The organism is Actinomyces sp. oral taxon 181 (genome assembly GCF_018370895.1).
Lineage (GTDB): Bacteria > Actinomycetota > Actinomycetes > Actinomycetales > Actinomycetaceae > Pauljensenia.
In genome coordinates this window covers 1-14,869 of the sequence record NZ_JAGYZL010000002.1, presented here as the reverse complement: position 1 = coordinate 14,869, position 14,869 = coordinate 1, and the positions used below count along the sequence as shown (strand labels likewise).

At 56.6% G+C, this 14,869-nt stretch carries 16 protein-coding genes; 9 read left to right on the top strand and 7 right to left on the bottom strand.

Translation table 11 applies throughout. The features are described from left to right. Positions 1 to 61: 61 nt before the first annotated feature. A complete protein-coding gene (locus tag KHW85_RS01000) occupies positions 62 to 691 on the bottom strand; it encodes a TetR/AcrR family transcriptional regulator (RefSeq protein WP_291458419.1) in 630 nt (209 codons plus the stop codon). An 86-nt stretch (positions 692 to 777) separates the two neighbouring features. Between KHW85_RS01000 and KHW85_RS00995 the strand changes: the two genes are divergently transcribed. The 3 genes from KHW85_RS00995 to KHW85_RS00985 all read left to right on the top strand — a co-directional run bounded on the left by KHW85_RS00995 (position 778) and on the right by KHW85_RS00985 (position 3,518). Beyond that, on the top strand, positions 778 to 1,767 hold the full coding sequence (locus tag KHW85_RS00995; protein ID WP_291458418.1) for a DUF5692 family protein: 990 nt from the start codon (positions 778 to 780) through the stop codon (positions 1,765 to 1,767). A 174-nt stretch (positions 1,768 to 1,941) separates the two neighbouring features. Next, on the top strand, positions 1,942 to 2,682 hold the full coding sequence (recO, locus tag KHW85_RS00990; protein ID WP_178705721.1) for a DNA repair protein RecO: 741 nt from the start codon (positions 1,942 to 1,944) through the stop codon (positions 2,680 to 2,682). Next, complete coding sequence (locus KHW85_RS00985; protein WP_291458416.1) at positions 2,679 to 3,518, top strand: isoprenyl transferase; 840 nt, start codon at positions 2,679 to 2,681, stop codon at positions 3,516 to 3,518. The genes recO and KHW85_RS00985 overlap by 4 nt, the downstream gene beginning before the upstream one ends. A 395-nt stretch (positions 3,519 to 3,913) precedes the next feature. Here KHW85_RS00985 and KHW85_RS00980 read toward each other — a convergent pair whose 3' ends face one another. The 6 genes from KHW85_RS00980 to KHW85_RS00955 form a co-directional block, all read right to left on the bottom strand. Beyond that, positions 3,914 to 4,447, bottom strand: a complete 534-nt coding sequence (locus KHW85_RS00980) for a hypothetical protein (protein WP_291458415.1) — start codon at positions 4,445 to 4,447, stop codon at positions 3,914 to 3,916. Further along, entirely contained in the window at positions 4,423 to 4,818 is a 396-nt protein-coding gene (locus KHW85_RS00975) for a Fur family transcriptional regulator (RefSeq protein ID WP_156335214.1), read from the bottom strand. Before KHW85_RS00975 ends, KHW85_RS00980 begins: the two co-directional genes overlap by 25 nt. Before the next feature lie 44 nt (positions 4,819 to 4,862). Continuing rightward, positions 4,863 to 5,795 carry a metal ABC transporter permease gene (locus KHW85_RS00970; protein ID WP_291458414.1) on the bottom strand — a complete coding sequence of 311 codons (933 nt, stop codon included), beginning with the start codon at positions 5,793 to 5,795 and terminating at the stop codon, positions 4,863 to 4,865. Further along, positions 5,792 to 6,559: a metal ABC transporter ATP-binding protein gene (locus KHW85_RS00965; RefSeq protein WP_291458028.1), complete on the bottom strand. Its 768-nt coding sequence runs from the start codon at positions 6,557 to 6,559 to the stop codon at positions 5,792 to 5,794. The genes KHW85_RS00970 and KHW85_RS00965 overlap by 4 nt, the downstream gene beginning before the upstream one ends. Positions 6,560 to 6,650: 91 nt before the next feature. Further along, on the bottom strand, positions 6,651 to 7,634 hold the full coding sequence (locus KHW85_RS00960) for a metal ABC transporter substrate-binding protein (protein WP_291458413.1): 984 nt from the start codon (positions 7,632 to 7,634) through the stop codon (positions 6,651 to 6,653). Between the two features lie 33 nt (positions 7,635 to 7,667). Then, complete coding sequence (locus KHW85_RS00955) at positions 7,668 to 8,684, bottom strand: LacI family DNA-binding transcriptional regulator (RefSeq protein WP_291458412.1); 1,017 nt, start codon at positions 8,682 to 8,684, stop codon at positions 7,668 to 7,670. Positions 8,685 to 8,854: 170 nt separating this feature from the next. Here KHW85_RS00955 and KHW85_RS00950 point away from each other — a divergent pair, with 170 nt between their 5' ends. The 6 genes from KHW85_RS00950 to KHW85_RS00925 all read left to right on the top strand — a co-directional run bounded on the left by KHW85_RS00950 (position 8,855) and on the right by KHW85_RS00925 (position 14,868). Next, on the top strand, positions 8,855 to 10,081 hold the full coding sequence (locus KHW85_RS00950) for a maltose ABC transporter substrate-binding protein (protein ID WP_291458411.1): 1,227 nt from the start codon (positions 8,855 to 8,857) through the stop codon (positions 10,079 to 10,081). Between the two features lie 110 nt (positions 10,082 to 10,191). Next, positions 10,192 to 11,778 (top strand): ABC transporter permease subunit, encoded by a 1,587-nt coding sequence (locus KHW85_RS00945; RefSeq protein WP_291458410.1) that lies wholly within the window; start codon positions 10,192 to 10,194, stop codon positions 11,776 to 11,778. Next, complete coding sequence (locus KHW85_RS00940) at positions 11,778 to 12,674, top strand: ABC transporter permease subunit (RefSeq protein WP_291458409.1); 897 nt, start codon at positions 11,778 to 11,780, stop codon at positions 12,672 to 12,674. The genes KHW85_RS00945 and KHW85_RS00940 overlap by 1 nt, the downstream gene beginning before the upstream one ends. Positions 12,675 to 12,866: 192 nt before the next feature. After that, entirely contained in the window at positions 12,867 to 13,256 is a 390-nt protein-coding gene (locus tag KHW85_RS00935) for a GntR family transcriptional regulator (RefSeq protein WP_101602054.1), read from the top strand. Beyond that, positions 13,253 to 14,149 (top strand): ABC transporter ATP-binding protein, encoded by an 897-nt coding sequence (locus tag KHW85_RS00930; RefSeq protein WP_291458408.1) that lies wholly within the window; start codon positions 13,253 to 13,255, stop codon positions 14,147 to 14,149. Before KHW85_RS00935 ends, KHW85_RS00930 begins: the two co-directional genes overlap by 4 nt. Then, positions 14,146 to 14,868 (top strand): hypothetical protein, encoded by a 723-nt coding sequence (locus KHW85_RS00925; protein ID WP_291458407.1) that lies wholly within the window; start codon positions 14,146 to 14,148, stop codon positions 14,866 to 14,868. Before KHW85_RS00930 ends, KHW85_RS00925 begins: the two co-directional genes overlap by 4 nt. Position 14,869 lies beyond the last annotated feature (1 nt).

Genomic DNA, 14,869 nt, shown 5'->3' with positions numbered 1-14,869 from the left:
CATTCGTCTTCGATGATAGGCCGCTTGATGTATCGAGGCTGGGGGAATGCAGGAAGGGAAGTCAGTGCAGCGGTGGGGGAGGAGTGGTGGAATAACGTTTCAAGGCGGCAAGAACGCTTCCACGCATGATGACTTCAATGTTCTCCACCAGAATGTATGGATCAGCGCGCATATCCTGGTTCAGCCAGTGTAAGACATGTGCGACGACGCTCAATGTGAAGTGGTCAATGATGAAATCACGGTATTGGGCGGAAAGTGGCGAAAAAACTGGAGTTGTGGTGCCGTCATCGCCGGTGCGCTCAGGTGCTTCCCCTTCAAGCTCAGTGATAATCGCGGCCATCATTTCGCGGAACGCCTGGTAAAAAAACTCTTCCACCTCTTTACGGCTAAGCGAGGAGACGACCGCGTAGGTCTGTTCATGGTGCTGGCGCATATAGACCAAGAGATCGCATAGTCCATCTGACCATTCCTGGTAGGTCGCATGAGCCATGATGTGTGCGACGATCTCTCGTTCGAAAACCCAGGTTCCCAAGGACATGACATCGGGGAAGTGATAGTAAAAAGCTTGCCTGGTGACACCGGCTCGTTCGGTAAGGCGACGGACCGTCACCTTTGTAATCGGTGTTGAACGCAATTCGTCTTTGAGGGCAGCACCGAGCTTCTCGCGGGTGTTTTCTGCGCTGGTAGACATGACTTCCTTGATGGGATCGATTCGCGTTCAGGCATGCGTATGAGTCGCACTCCTTTGAGTATTAGACACTTTCGAAATGATGTCCAATGACTCCTGCTGAAAATAACCTTAATGTTTCCTCATCAGCTTATTTCACCAAAGGAGTTGGAGAGTTGTTCCTCTTTGAATCGATCCCCTGGTATTCCTGGCTCGCCTGGTTTGGAGTCCTTGCTGCTCTAATCATTGGCAACGAGATCACCCGTCGCTGGAAGTGGGCAGGAATTGCAGTATTTATCGTTCTTCCCATTGTTCTGACAATCTTCGTCTGGCCCACAACAGCGGGACCGGATTCCTCAACGGGGACCTGGTTCCACTGGGTCAAGGTCTACTCCGCCCTTGCCGGATGTCTGGGCTTCATGGCAATCCGTTACATTCCCAAGTTGCAGACCAACCGGTGGGCGCTTGCCTTCCCGCCGGCGATCTTGGCCATTAACATCACCGAGGCCTGCATCCGTGACTTCCAAGTCGGTGCCATGGGTGTGCGTGAGATGGTCGACGGAGTCTTCATGGTTTCAGGCCCCTGGAACTACATGAACGGTATCGCCGGTCTGCTTAACCTCCTGACGATCTGTGGGTGGTTTGGAATCTTTATCTCTCGCGATAAAGAAAAGGACATGATCTGGCCCGACATGTTGTGGTTCTGGATCATCGCCTACGATCTGTGGAACTTTGCCTACGTGTACAACTGCGTGGGAGACCACTCCTTCTACGCGGGCGCAGCTCTGCTCATTTCCTGCACTATCCCCGCCTTCTTCATTAAACGAGGCGCGTGGCTCCAGCACCGTGCGCATACCCTCGCACTGTGGATGATGTTCACCATGGCAGTTCCTTCCTTCGTGACTTCGTCGAAGTTTGCGGTTAACGCTTCGCATAGCGACGCGGCTCTGATGACTGTTTCTGCGCTGGCGCTCGCGGCTAACGTGGCTGTTGCGGTCTACCAGATCTACGTCATTGTTCGTGGGCGTAAGAACCCGCTGCGCGATGAGCTCTACACCGATCTTGCGTCATACAAGAGCGTTCGCGAGGCCAATATCTGAGTGGTCGTCGCGCCACTATTCGCGATCTAGATCCTTCACATACTCCGCATCTATTCAGGCGATGCAGGATTTGTAATCACACAGGCATATTGCGCTTGGGGTCGCTTCGGCCCCAAGCGCAATTTTGTGTCGCTGCGAGCCTGCTCTGGCAGCGAATGTGAAAATAGGAAGGTGATCAGGAGTTACCGGGATGAGGCCGTGGTTTTGCGTACGCAAAAACTGGGCGAGGCTGACCGAATCATCTGGCTCCTGACCTCTGAACACGGTCAGATTCGAGCGGTCGCGAAAGGAGTACGACGAACAACATCGAAGTTCGGAGCACGACTTGAGCCCTTCTCTGTTGTTGATGTTCAGCTTCACCGCGGGCGGAGCCTCGATACGATCATTCAGGTAGAAACAATTGCCTCACACGGGGAACTACTCGCAGCGGATTACGAGTTGTACTCGCGTGCCTCGGTGATCGTCGAAACCGCAGATAAGCTTTCAAGCGATGGAGATGATGGAACCCATCAGCAGTACTTGTTGCTGGTCGGAGCTCTCCACGCGCTTTCTCACCGCCGGCACGACCCGGCTCTAATCTTGGCCTCGTACATGCTTCGCGCCCTTGCGATCGCAGGGTGGGCGCCATCGTGTTACGACTGCGCTGTGTGCGGCAGCGAGGGGCCGCACCTTGGTTTTTCTATTACTGAGGGTGGCGCCGTGTGCGATAACTGCCGTCCGCCAGGTGCCTCGCTTCCCGCTCCCGATTCGATGGAATTGATGGGTGCTCTTCTCAGTGGTGATTGGGATAGCGCGGATAGCGCGCCAACGTGGGCGCGCAGCGAGATGATGGGCCTGGTCTCTAGTTACACTCAATGGCATATCGAACGACGACTGAAATCCCTGCAACTCCTGGAAAGGAGCCCGCACGCATGAGCCCCGAAATTGCGTCACTGACGCCCATGGAACGCGCTCCCAAAGACCCACGTCAGCCGGTCGCGGGACCGGGGCAATGGCTTCGGCAAGCACCCGAATTTGCAGCCGGGGAAGTGCCGCGCCACGTCGCCATCATCATGGACGGTAATGGACGCTGGGCCAATGAACGGGGGCTAGTGCGCACAGAAGGTCACCGGGCTGGTGAGTATGCGCTTCTCGACACAATCGCCGGGGCTATCGATGCCGGTGTGCGCTATCTATCCGTCTACACCTTCTCGACGGAAAACTGGAAGCGCTCGCCCGCAGAGGTCCGCTTCATCATGAGCTACGCCAGTGATGTTTTGGCTCGGCGAACGGACATGCTCAATGAGTGGGGAGTTCACGTCCGGTGGAGCGGTCGCGAGCCAAAACTGTGGAAATCGGTCATTCACGCTTTGGAGCGCGCAGAAGAAAAGACGCGTGACAACACCACTATGGATTTGGTGATGTGCGTGAATTACGGGGGCCGCGCAGAAATAGCAGATGCAGCCCGCTCAATTGCCCAAGATGTCGCCGCAGGGCGTTTGTCGCCGCGCGGGGTAAATGAACGAACTTTCGCTCGCCACCTGTATCTGCCCGATGTTCCCGATGTTGATTTGATGATCCGAACCTCGGGGGAGCAAAGACTTTCGAACTATATGCTCTGGCAAATGGCCTATGCGGAGTTCATGTTTAGCCCTAAGCCGTGGCCGACCTTTGATCGCGAAGCTCTGTGGGACTGCCTTCTTGAATACGCTGGACGTGAGAGGCGTTTTGGCGGTGCACAGGATCGCGTGGCTGGCAGGGCTGGCGCTTAGGGCCTCGTGGCCGGCGGTGCTAGGGCGCTCCCTCGTAGCTGGAGTGCTCGCGGCCTCGTGGCTGGTGGGGCTGGCGACTAGTCGAGGCGGGGTTTGTAGCGCTGAACCGTCCGGTTTCTGCTGCCTCATCCGCGCCTCACGCTGCTCCGCGTGTGTTTCACGCACGCTCCGCGCTAGCTCCACATAAAGTCGGTGAATGTCACAGGTTATGCCCTGTGTCTTATGGTGACTTCGTGTGTCTTTTGGCGGGCGGTAGGGACGAAGGCTTCGATAACGCGTGTCTTTTTCTGACTTCGTGTGTCTTTTGGAGGGAGGAAGCGGAGGAAGACGCGGATGTCGTGTGTTATTCAGCGACTTCCTGTGTCAATTCGGTGTGAAGGCGCTCGTGCAGGTGCTCACCCGTGCTCGAGGCTCTGTACGCTTCCGCGTCCGCGGCGTCGCTTCATCAGCACGACCGCGGTGATAATCGCTGCGATTGCCGCCAGTCCCAGCCAACCCCACACTGAGCCCGCCGCCGCGCGAACAACTGCCATCCACACTGCGAGCATTCCCAGGCCGTACATAATCGACCACGCAATGCAGCCTGGAATCATGGCAAGCGTGTACTTCTTCCACGACATACGGACGACACCTGCACCGGCATTGACCGCAGTTTGGACACCAACTGTCAGGAAGCACAGCGGGATGATGATGATTCCCCACTGTTCCAAAAGACGAGCACCCGAACGGGGGACAGGACCCTCAAACCAAGCAGCGATCTTTCCTCGAAGGCCCTTCTTTCCCGAGGCGGTCAACGCCCCTTTAGCTGCCGCGCGACCCAGCCAGTAGGTCAGCTGTGCGCGCTGAAAGACAACGAAAAAGAGGAAGATAAAGAGTGGGAGTCCCGAGGAAGCCCATGAAGGTGTCAACTGTCTGCCTTTCGCGTGCATTCAGAGCAGAGCCCGAATAGCTCGATTGAGTGCTCAATCTGAGTGTATCCGTGCGAGGCGGCTACCGCAGAGATCCATTTTTCAAGCTCTCCTGCCCCCAGGTCTTCAGCGCGCCCGCAGTTACGGCAGACCAGGTGGTGGTGGTGCGTCTGAGTGTCGCACTTTCGGTAGAGCGCCTCGCCCTCGGCGGAGCGTAGAACATCGACTTGATGGTCTTCAGCCAGCGCCTGGAGGTTGCGATACACGGTTGCCAGACCGATTTTGTGCCCGCGCGCGGTCAGGTCCTCAAATACCTTTTGCGCGCTGCGAAAGTCGCGGTGCTCGCTAAGGTTGTCGAAAACCGCCTGGCGTTGCTTGGTCATTCGCTGCATGGCGTCCCTTTCGTTGACGAGGCCTGTGGTGAGTTTTCTTTTCCCTACCCGCGCGCGGCGGTGGCGTCCGCGCGATCTTTCGGCGAGGCCTCGGGATGGTCCGCGGGCGCGGATAGTTCATGCATTCGCTGCTTGCGACGGAAGTGATCGCGTAGGCCTCGGATTCCGTAGCCAACAGCATAGAGAGCGATTGCGGCCACAACAATCGTTGCACCGGGGGAGAGATCGATGAAGTAGGTCAGGGTTAGTCCTCCCAGACAGAGGAAGGCTCCCAAGACCATTGCGTAAGCCATGGTGCGTCGGAAGGAATGAGCCCCCAGTTGTGCGATGGCAACAGGGACAACCATGAGGGCTGAAACAAGAAGTGAACCAACAATTCGCATGGCAACGACAACCGTCAGAGCAGACAAAATCGCGATGAGCATGGTGAGCGCGCGAACAGGAAGCCCAGTCGAGCGAGCGAATTCCTCATCATTTGTCACCGAGTAGAGTGCCGGAAGCAGGCCGATGCCGATCACGACAATGACCAGTGCGAGCAGGCAAATTGACCAGACATCACTGCTTGAAACCGTTGAAATTGAGCCGAAAAGATAGGCGTTGAGCTGGGAGGATGTTCCATTTGCCAAGCCGATCAGGAGTACGCCTCCGGCAATCCCGCCGTAAAAGAGCATGGCAAGTGCAACATCAGAGGAGGTGCGACCAGACTGTCGGACGAGCTCGATAGTGATCGCGCCAAGCAAAGACACAACTAAGGCTCCGGGGATTGCCCATTGATCGTGTGGTGTGACATTTGCGGCGGTTCCGGCAAGCCATCCCAAAGCAACTCCAGTCAAGGAGATGTGGCCGATCCCGTCACCGAGCATTGCGAGGCGCCGGTGGACCAGGTAGGTTCCGACGATCGGAGCGCATAATCCGACCAAGAGTGCAGCAAGAAGAGAACGTTGCATCAAGGGGGATGCGAGCATATCGAGAATCATCGGCTCCCCTCCGTTTCGCGGTGGTTGGCCGTATTGCAATGGTCAGAGTGAGGATCGCGCAATTCGCTTCGCGCGGGGCCATCGTAGGTGAAGTGTCCAGAACGGATGTGGAGTTCGCGGTCAAGGACTGGGGCAAGTTCGCCCAGTTCGTGAAGGACCAACAAGATCGTTACGCCATCGTCCTTTGCGGCCTGGCAGATTTCGGCCAGTCTGCTCCGTGAAGAGGCATCGATTCCGGCCATTGGTTCGTCCATGATGAGGAGTTCGGGCTTTCGGACCAATGCGCGCGCGATGAGTACGCGCTGTTGTTGCCCGCCGGAAAGAATGTGGAGGGGGTCCTTCGCGCGATGCGCGAGGCCGACGGAACGCAGTGCTTCCAGTGCCTTCGCTCGGTCACCGCGAGAGTGCCACCACTTGCGAGTGCCCAGGAGCCCTGAGAGAACGACTTCGATGCATGAGGATGAGATTGCGCCACCGGAGGATGCGCGCTGGGGAACGTAGCCAATACGCTGCCATGGAATCGAGGAACGTTTGCGGATCGAATTTCCGAAGAGCGTGATATCGCCCGAGGAGATTGGTGCAGTTCCAAGGATCGCCTTCATCAGCGTGGACTTCCCGGCACCATTTGGGCCGGTCACTGCGACGCATTGCCCTTGGGGAATCGATGCGGTGATGCCGTGAAGAATGAGGTCGTGGTCCCAGGCGACGTGGACATGGTCCAGTGAAATCACCGGGGCAGTAGAGATATTGAATGTCGTTCCCATTAGTGTCGAGTGTAGTCGTTGGGGCGGCATGGTTCACTGTGGAATCATGCCGCCCCAACGCGGAGAAATCAGTTGACTTGTGGTGAAGTGCTTACTCGCAGTTCAGCGCTTTTTGGAGTGCAGAGAGGTTCTCGTTCATCACTGCTTCGTAGTCCTTCGAATCATCAGCTTGAGACTCGATGGGATCGAGAACTGCAGTGGTGATTCCCAGGTCCTTGGCCAGGGTTTCAGCAACCTTGGGGCTGAGGAGCTCTTCGGTGAAGATCGTTGTGATTCCCTTGGCCTTGACCGCGTCTGAAATCTGCTTGAGGCGAGCGGGGGAAGGGGTGGAATCGGGATCGAGGCCGGACAAGCCCAACTGGGTCAGGCCGGTGCGGTCCGCAAGGTATCCGAAGGCCTCGTGAGAGGTGACGAACTCCTTGTGCTGGCACTTTGCGGTGCCGTCAACGAGCTTCTTGCTCAGTGCTTCCATCTGAGACTTCGTGGTTGCAGCGTTCTTCTTGTAGGTCTCTGCGTTGGCGGGATCGGCTTGAGCAAGAGCATCCCCAATTTGGGTTGCTGCGCTGGCCATGCGCGTGGGATCCAGCCAGAAGTGCGGGTCGGTCGAGCCGTGGTCATGCTCATGTTCGTGAGCTTCTTCGGTCTTTTCGCCGTCGTCAGCGACATCCAATTCACTTTCGTGCTTTTCGGCGTCAACCAGATCAACACTGCCGGAAACATCGATGACGGTCTTGGGTGCGTTTAGCTCAACGGCCTTGTCGACAGCGGATTGGAAGCCCTTGAGGTAAACGACAGCACCTGCCTGAGAAAGCTGCTGAACCTTTTGGTTCGACAGTTCGAGGTCGTGGGGCTCTGCTCCCGGAGGAGTCAGGGATTCGACGTCAACCAGATCGCCGCCGATCTTCTGGGTGAGGTACTGGAGCGGGTAGAAGCTGGCCATGACCTTCATGGGAGAAGCGGAAGCTTGGGAGCTAGAGGCGCTTGAAGATGACGAGGCCGAAGAGGAGCATGCGCTTAAGGCGAGCGCTGCAGCGGCTGTAAGGGCAAAAACAGTGTGTGAACGCGAAAAACTCATGATAATCATTATCAAAGAAGGTGATAATGATTGTCAAAAGCGAGCGTGTCCCGTAGAGCTGCGCACAACAAGGTCGGGAGTGAAGGCAAAATCTTGATGCTGCTGCGGATTCTGGGACTGAATCGCATCAAAAAGTGACGATACGGCCGAATGTGAAATTGCCTGCACAGGTTGTCGAACCGTCGTCAGCGCGGGGGAGAGGTGAGGTATGAGGAAAGAGTCGTCAAAGCCGATCACCGAAATGTCCCCGGGAACGCTGAGGCCTCGAGACTGGATCGTTCTGATTGCCCCCATCGCCTGGAGATCTGAGCCGGCGATGATGGCCGTGATTCCGGCGTCGATCAGTGCGTGAGTTGCCGAGGCCGCGGCCTCGTAGGTGTAGAAGGTTTCGATGATCGTGGGATTGGTGATTCCGAATTCTTGAGCCATCACTTGGCGGAAAGCTTCGGCCTTGCGTCGCGCGGGGACGACGTGGTGGCGTCCACCCAGCATGGCAATCTTGCGGTGCCCCAGTTCCTTGAGGTGTTGGATCGAGGCACGGATTCCAAGTGCGTCTTCCGTTGAAAAGTCTGGTGCTTGTACTTCCTTGCGGGCGCCATTGATGGTGACGAAGGGCATGTGGATCTGTGAAAGATTCGTATAGCGACTTAAGTCTGCTTGAAGGTCTGCGTGTCGACCGGAGACGAAGATTAAGCCTGAAACCCCTCGCGCAAGAAAAGCTTGAGTGTGTTCCTCTTCGCTGGTGGTGCCCGGAGTTTGCGAGGCGATGAAGGCTTGGGCCCCCGCCCTGTCGACCTCGGAATGAAGGGTGTGGGCGAAAGTGGCAAAGATGGGGTTTGTGAGTTCTGGGACGATGACCCCGATGATGAGGCGATTGTCGTCAGCCAGCATGCTGGGACGTTCGTAGCCAAGCTCGTCGATTGCGGTCAGAACTCGATATCGAGTGTCGTCTGAGACCTGCCCGACTCCGTTAAATACGCGAGAAACTGTGGCAATGGAAACACCGGCATGTGAGGCGATATCCGCCATGCGGGTGCGGTTCTTCGACATCGAAGTGCCTTTCAGAAGGGGGCAAGTGTGATGGTTGGGATCTGGGGTAAAGATATCATTTCTCTAACAATCCTGAAAACGCTTGCTGAAAATGATTTTCTGCAGCTACAGTGTCCTTAAGTGCGAAGTACAACTGTGTACGAGCAGAACTCAATTGATCAGGAGTTGACATGCGACGAGGCATCGCGATGTTCGGCGTTTTGGCAGTTACAGCAACGCTTGCAGCGTGCTCCAATGGAAGCTCGAGCTCTTCGAGCAGCCAGTCTGCATCTGCAAGTTCCGGTTCTTCCGTCGGTTCGCTGACGGTTTGGGCCGATGACACCCGTTACTCGCAGATTCAGGAACTGGCCAAGGACTTCACTGCAGCCACCAAGGTGGATGTTCAGGTTGTTCAGAAGTCTGAAACCAATATGGACCAGGAATTCATTAGCCAGGTTCCGACCGGCAATGGCCCCGACGTGATTGTTATGGCCCATGACAAGCTCGGCCAGATGGTGAAGAACGGCGTTGTTTCCCCCGTGGACTTGGGTGAAGCAAAGTCCAAGTTCTCCGAGGCAGCAGTTCAGGGCGTCACCTACGATGGCAAGACTTACGGCGTGCCCTACGCGGTCGAGTCTGTTGCACTGGTTCGTAACAACAAGCTCACCACTGACACCCCGAAGACCTTCGACGAAATGGTGGCATCGGGTAAGAAGGCAGGTTCGGAGTACCCCTTCGTTATTCAGATGAGCACCGACGGTGACCCCTACCACCTCTACGCTTTCGAGAGCTCCTTCGGTAACGAGGTCTTCAAGCAGTCCGCTGACGGCTCCTACACCTCCGAGCTGACCTTGGGTGGCGAAGGTGCATCTGAGTTCACCCAGTGGCTCAAGGAGCAGGGTGCAGCAAAGACCCTGAACCCGAACATCACCTCCGATATCGCCAAGGATACTTTCCTTAAGGGCAATGCGGCCTACATGGTGACCGGCCCTTGGAACGTGACTGCTGCCAAGGCAGCTGGACTTGACGTTTCCGTCCTTCCGATTCCTTCTGCTGGCGGTAAGGAAGCTAAGCCCTTCGTTGGCGTCCAGATGTTCTACCAGAGCTCCAAGACCAAGAACCAGGTTCTGGTCAGCAAGTTCTTCCAGTACCTGGAGACCAAGGAAGCGCAATCCAAGCTGCAGGAGCTGGGCGGACGTGTTCCGGCAATGACCGAGGTTGCTAACTCCCTGAGCGACGAGAACCTTAAGCAGTTCGCCACCATCGCAGGAAATGGACTCCCCATGCCGGCAATCCCCGCAATGGGTTCCGTCTGGGATTACTGGGGCAAGACTGAGGTTGCCATCGTGAACGGCGCCGATCCCGCATCCTCGTGGGAGACCATGGTCAACAACATTCAGACTTCCATCAACAAGTAGTGAGGTCTCACGGTTTTGCGGGCGCCAAAACGGGGCGCCCGCAAAACCCATACCTGAGCATTTTGTGCTCATGGTCCCTTAATCGCTGTTCAAGGTAACGAAGGACCACAATGCCTGCAGCTTCTTCCTCGAATACCGTTCAGAAGGACCGTACCTCGCATGCGCGTGACGTCATGCGACCCGGTTTTATTGCAAAACTCATCATTATGATGCTCATTGACGCGCTGGGCATTTATGGAATCATGGCGGCATGGGCCGTCAATTCTCGGATCATCATCGGAGTGATGGCGGTCCTGCTCATCATCATTAACTGGGTGTATTTCTCGAAGAGGGCACTTCCTGCCAAATATCTTCTTCCCGGCATGATCTTCCTTTTGATCTATCAGCTCTTCGTCATGGGCTACACCGGGTATGTTTCATTGACCAACTACGGAGATGGCCATAACTCCACAAAGACGGATGCAATCGAAGTTATTTTGGCCTCGAGCCGTCAGCGTGTTGAAGGATCCCCCACTGTTCAGACCGCGGTCGTTGAAGACGGGAGTGAACTGGGCCTCGTTGTCGCAGACCCCGCGACCGGTGAACTGAAGCTTGGAACGGCAACCAAGCCCCTCCAGAGCGTCCAGGGTGCAGTCACTGCAATGGGTATTACCGAGGTTTCGGGATACAAGGTCCTTGACCTGGGCGATCTTGCCAGCCGCCAGGAGGAAGTTTCTAAACTGACGGTCCCCGTAAGCTCTAACCCGAATGATGGCTTCTATCTGACGACGGACGGAACCTCCGGCTACCTCGCCAAGTCGACCTTCACCTATGACGAAGCCGCCGACACGTTGACGGACACGCAAAGCGGTGTGGTCTACAAGGCGAATAACCAGAAGGGTGTTTTCGAAGATAGCCAGGGCAAGCAGCTGCCCACCGGCTGGCGCGTCTTTGTTGGTGCTTCCAACTACTCACAGATGTTTTCGGGTTCCGGAATTGTCAAGCCCTTCCTGAATGCGCTTGTTTGGTCCTTCGTTTTTGCTATTGGCTCGGTGCTGACGACATTCGTATTCGGGCTTGTCCTTGCGCTGATTTTCTCGGATCAGCGGATCCGTGGACGCAAGATCTACCAGTCCTTGATGATTCTTCCCTATGCCTTCCCAGCCTTCCTGGCGACTCTGGTATGGAAGGGCATGCTCAACGAGGAATTTGGCTTCATTAACAAGGTCTTGCTCGGTGGGTTGGAGATCCCTTGGCTGACCAATGGACTCATGGCTAAGGTCGCGATCCTCGGTGTGAACCTGTGGCTGGGCTTCCCGTACATGTTCTTGGTCTGCTTGGGTGCGCTTCAGTCTCTTCCGGGAGACGTGGAAGAAGCCGCGAAGATGGACGGTGCATCTGGATTGCGTACCGTGTGGTCAATTAAGTTGCCGTTGGTTTTGCAGTCCACGACCCCGCTGCTGATTGCCTCTTTCGCATTTAACTTCAACAACTTCTCCTTGATTTACATGCTGACGAAGGGTGGCCCGGACTTCGATGGTGCGCCCTATGGTTTGGGGCAGACCGACATCTTGATCTCGATGGTCTATAAGATTGCCTTCGCCGGTGGCGAGCACAACTATGGTTTGGCCTCGGCGATGTCGATCTTCATCTTCGCTGTTGTTGGTGTGATTGCCTGGCTTGGGTTCCGTCAGACGAAGGCATTGGAGGAACTGTGATGACTGCACAAAGCAAAGAAAAAACGCAGTTGACAACGCTCCGCGGCTCACGTTGGTGGAAGGAAGTTGGCTGGAAGCACATCGTGGGTATTGCGGTGATTATTTACTGCCTTATCCCGCTGCTCTATGTGCTTTCGGTGTCCTTCATTCCGAACGCGACGCTGACCTCTGATATTAGTTTCTCTGATGGACTAACCCTCGATCACTTCAAGGCGTTGGGGAGTGACCAGTACAGCATGTACTGGAAGTGGATTATTAATTCACTGGTGGTTTCAAGCGTTACGGCAATTGGAACGGTTCTCATGGGCGCAGCCGCAGCCTACGCCTTCAGCCGTTTCCGTTTCCGAGGCCGTCGTGGAACCCTGACCTTCCTGCTTTTGGTCCAGATGTTCCCGCAGATGCTAGCTTTCGTGGCGCTGTTCCTGCTCTTGCTGGGAATTAAGGATATCTTCCCGGTTCTGGGCTTGAACTCGAAGCTCGGCCTGATCTGTGTCTACCTCGGCGGCGCATTGGGTTCGAACACCTTCCTGCTCTTCGGTTTCTTCAACTCCGTTCCTCGTGAACTTGACGAGGCCGCAGAGATTGATGGCGCATCGCATGCCCAGACTTTCTGGACCATCATCATGCCGCTGGTTCTGCCGGTTTTGGCTGTTGTTGGTTTGCTGAGCTTCATTTCCAGCTTCGGCGACTTCGTCATTGCCACGGTTGTTATGCAAACTCCCGATCAGTACACGCTGGCGGTTGGTATGTACAACTGGGGGTCGAGTGAACTGAATGCCCCGTGGGGTGTTTTCGCGGCTGGTTCGATCATCGCTGCAATTCCGGTGATCTTGCTCTTCCAGTACCTGCAGAAGTACATCGTTTCCGGTCTGACCTCCGGTGCGGTGAAGGGCTGAGCGCCCGCTTTTCGCTGACCTGGCCCCGGCCTCGTTCCTCATTGTGGGGACGAGGCCGGGGTTCTTTTTGTGCGCGAAAGCGGGGGAGCGGGGGTGAGCTGAGACCAGTTTGGTGAGATCGCTTGACAGGTTGGTTGGTTATATGGTTAATTAGTCATGTAATGAACCGCTGAACCTGAAGGGAGGGCACGCATGGCACCCACGTTCGTCTCGGGGATCCCGATCTACGTGCAGATCGCCGACGACATTCGCGCGCAGATCCTGCGCGGCGCCCTGCGCGCTGGGGACCAGCTCACCTCCACCACGGAGTACTCCGCCACCTACCGCATCAACCCCGCTACCGTCGGCAAGGCCTTTGCGATCCTCGTCGACGAGGGGCTCGTCGAAAAGCGGCGTGGCATCGGCATGTTCGTCGCCGAAGGCGCACAGCACGCGCTCGTGGCCGACGGGCTCGCCACCTACGTGGAGGAGACCCTGAACCCCGCCGTCGAAGCGGGCCTGGCCCTGGGCCTCGACATTGACGCCATCATCGACCATGTCCGCGCCTACGGCGCCGACACAACTGCCAAGGACAACTCATGATCACCCTCAACTCCATCAGTCACACGTATCCGGGGGAGGCTGTGCCAGCCCTGCGCGATCTCTCCCTCACTCTCGGAGAGGCCACCGTCACCGCCCTGGTCGGCCCTAACGGTTCGGGCAAGACCACACTTATGCAGATCCTCGGTGGCCTGCTTCCGCCGTCGTCGGGACATGTGTCCATCTACGGAACGGAGGTGAGCTCTAACGACCTACTTGGTTACTCAGTCGTGGTCTCTTCCGACAGGGACTTTGATAATTCATCGGCTTCGGCCATGGTCGCCTACGCCGCGCTGCGTCCAACCTGGGATCAGAAACTCTTCGACCACTACGTTCAACGTTTCTCCTTCCAGCTGAAGGGGCGCAAGAAGCTGCGCAAGATGTCCTCGGGGCAGGCTGCCATCCTAGCCGGCGCTGTGGCACTGGCATCGGGTGCGCCCATTACTGTCCTTGATGAGATTCAGGCTCCCATGGACGTTCCTACCCGATACGCGTTCTATGAGGAACTGCTCACCCTGGCCTCCGACAGCATGGAGGGACGTCGCCCGCGTCGCTCCTTCCTCGTGTCCTCACACATGGTCTCCGAACTCGAAAACGTTGCCGAAGATGTCGTCGCCCTCAAAAATGGGCGTCTGCTTGCCCATGAGAGCGTTGACGAGTTCACTTCGCGTATCTGTGTGATTACCGGTAACGCCGCCGATGTGGAACGCTTCCTGGTCGATCATTCCGATATCGCCGTCATCACTTCTCGTGCGCTTGGGTCCGCACGAGAAGTCATCGTGGATCTGCGTGGCCGTGGTGTCACTGACCATGAGATTGCATCCCTCTCACTGACCTCCTCCCCCTGTTCCTTTCAGGACGCCTTCGCCTACCTCATCCAGGAGAACGACCAATGAGCACTGCCACCCCCGACCTCATCAAATCCGCCCCCTCCCCCCTGCGCATTGGCCTTGTCAACTCGAGATTCACTGTGGTGCTCTACCTGCTGGTAGTGAGCTGCCAGTTCCTGGTCAACTTCGTGATCAATGGCATCGTCTACCTATCAGTCTCCGATGTCACCAAGAACATTGAACAGACCGCCACAAACTCCGCTTTCGTCACGGGTACTTTCCTCTTTATCTGTGGGATCGTCAGCGCCACCGTCGACTTGCGAGCCTCTGCCCTCAGCGGTGGATCACGTACCGCACTCACTGTGGCGAGTTACGTGCACTCCGTTGTCATCATTGTCCTGGGGTCTCTTATCTGGTGGCTTCTTATCGCCATCCATCCCTTGCTCTTCATCATGGGACAGCAGTCCTTCCCTCTCGGCGTCGACTCGTGGATTTTTGTTCTTCTCGCATGGGTGGCGTGCGATGGAGCTGGGCGCTTCATTGGTGGACTTTCCCGCTGTATTGGGGTGACCTGGAAGCGAGTCTTTGTGCTCATGGGTGCGATTCCGCTGGGTATCTGTGGCATTGGTGTGCCGGTCATGTGGCTGGTCCTTGACCTCGTCCACAAGTCCGGCTACCTGCCCCCGATGCCCACGGCCGCTTACCTGCTGGGCCTTATCTCTCTGATGGTCGTGGCCGCTGGCTGGTCGCTGACCGCCTCTGGGCACATCCGGCGCGTCGGCTGAA

Coding starts and splice junctions, on each gene's coding strand:
- KHW85_RS00965 (WP_291458028.1), bottom strand. CDS start 6,559: ATGGGAACGACATTCAATATCTCTACTGCCCCGGTGATTTCACTGGAC.
- KHW85_RS01000 (WP_291458419.1), bottom strand. CDS start 691: ATGTCTACCAGCGCAGAAAACACCCGCGAGAAGCTCGGTGCTGCCCTC.
- KHW85_RS00945 (WP_291458410.1), top strand. CDS start 10,192: ATGCCTGCAGCTTCTTCCTCGAATACCGTTCAGAAGGACCGTACCTCG.
- KHW85_RS00960 (WP_291458413.1), bottom strand. CDS start 7,634: ATGAGTTTTTCGCGTTCACACACTGTTTTTGCCCTTACAGCCGCTGCA.
- KHW85_RS00955 (WP_291458412.1), bottom strand. CDS start 8,684: ATGTCGAAGAACCGCACCCGCATGGCGGATATCGCCTCACATGCCGGT.
- KHW85_RS00940 (WP_291458409.1), top strand. CDS start 11,778: ATGACTGCACAAAGCAAAGAAAAAACGCAGTTGACAACGCTCCGCGGC.
- KHW85_RS00995 (WP_291458418.1), top strand. CDS start 778: ATGACTCCTGCTGAAAATAACCTTAATGTTTCCTCATCAGCTTATTTC.
- KHW85_RS00935 (WP_101602054.1), top strand. CDS start 12,867: ATGGCACCCACGTTCGTCTCGGGGATCCCGATCTACGTGCAGATCGCC.
- KHW85_RS00975 (WP_156335214.1), bottom strand. CDS start 4,818: ATGCAGCGAATGACCAAGCAACGCCAGGCGGTTTTCGACAACCTTAGC.
- KHW85_RS00970 (WP_291458414.1), bottom strand. CDS start 5,795: ATGATTCTCGATATGCTCGCATCCCCCTTGATGCAACGTTCTCTTCTT.
- KHW85_RS00980 (WP_291458415.1), bottom strand. CDS start 4,447: ATGCACGCGAAAGGCAGACAGTTGACACCTTCATGGGCTTCCTCGGGA.
- KHW85_RS00925 (WP_291458407.1), top strand. CDS start 14,146: ATGAGCACTGCCACCCCCGACCTCATCAAATCCGCCCCCTCCCCCCTG.
- KHW85_RS00950 (WP_291458411.1), top strand. CDS start 8,855: ATGCGACGAGGCATCGCGATGTTCGGCGTTTTGGCAGTTACAGCAACG.
- KHW85_RS00985 (WP_291458416.1), top strand. CDS start 2,679: ATGAGCCCCGAAATTGCGTCACTGACGCCCATGGAACGCGCTCCCAAA.
- KHW85_RS00930 (WP_291458408.1), top strand. CDS start 13,253: ATGATCACCCTCAACTCCATCAGTCACACGTATCCGGGGGAGGCTGTG.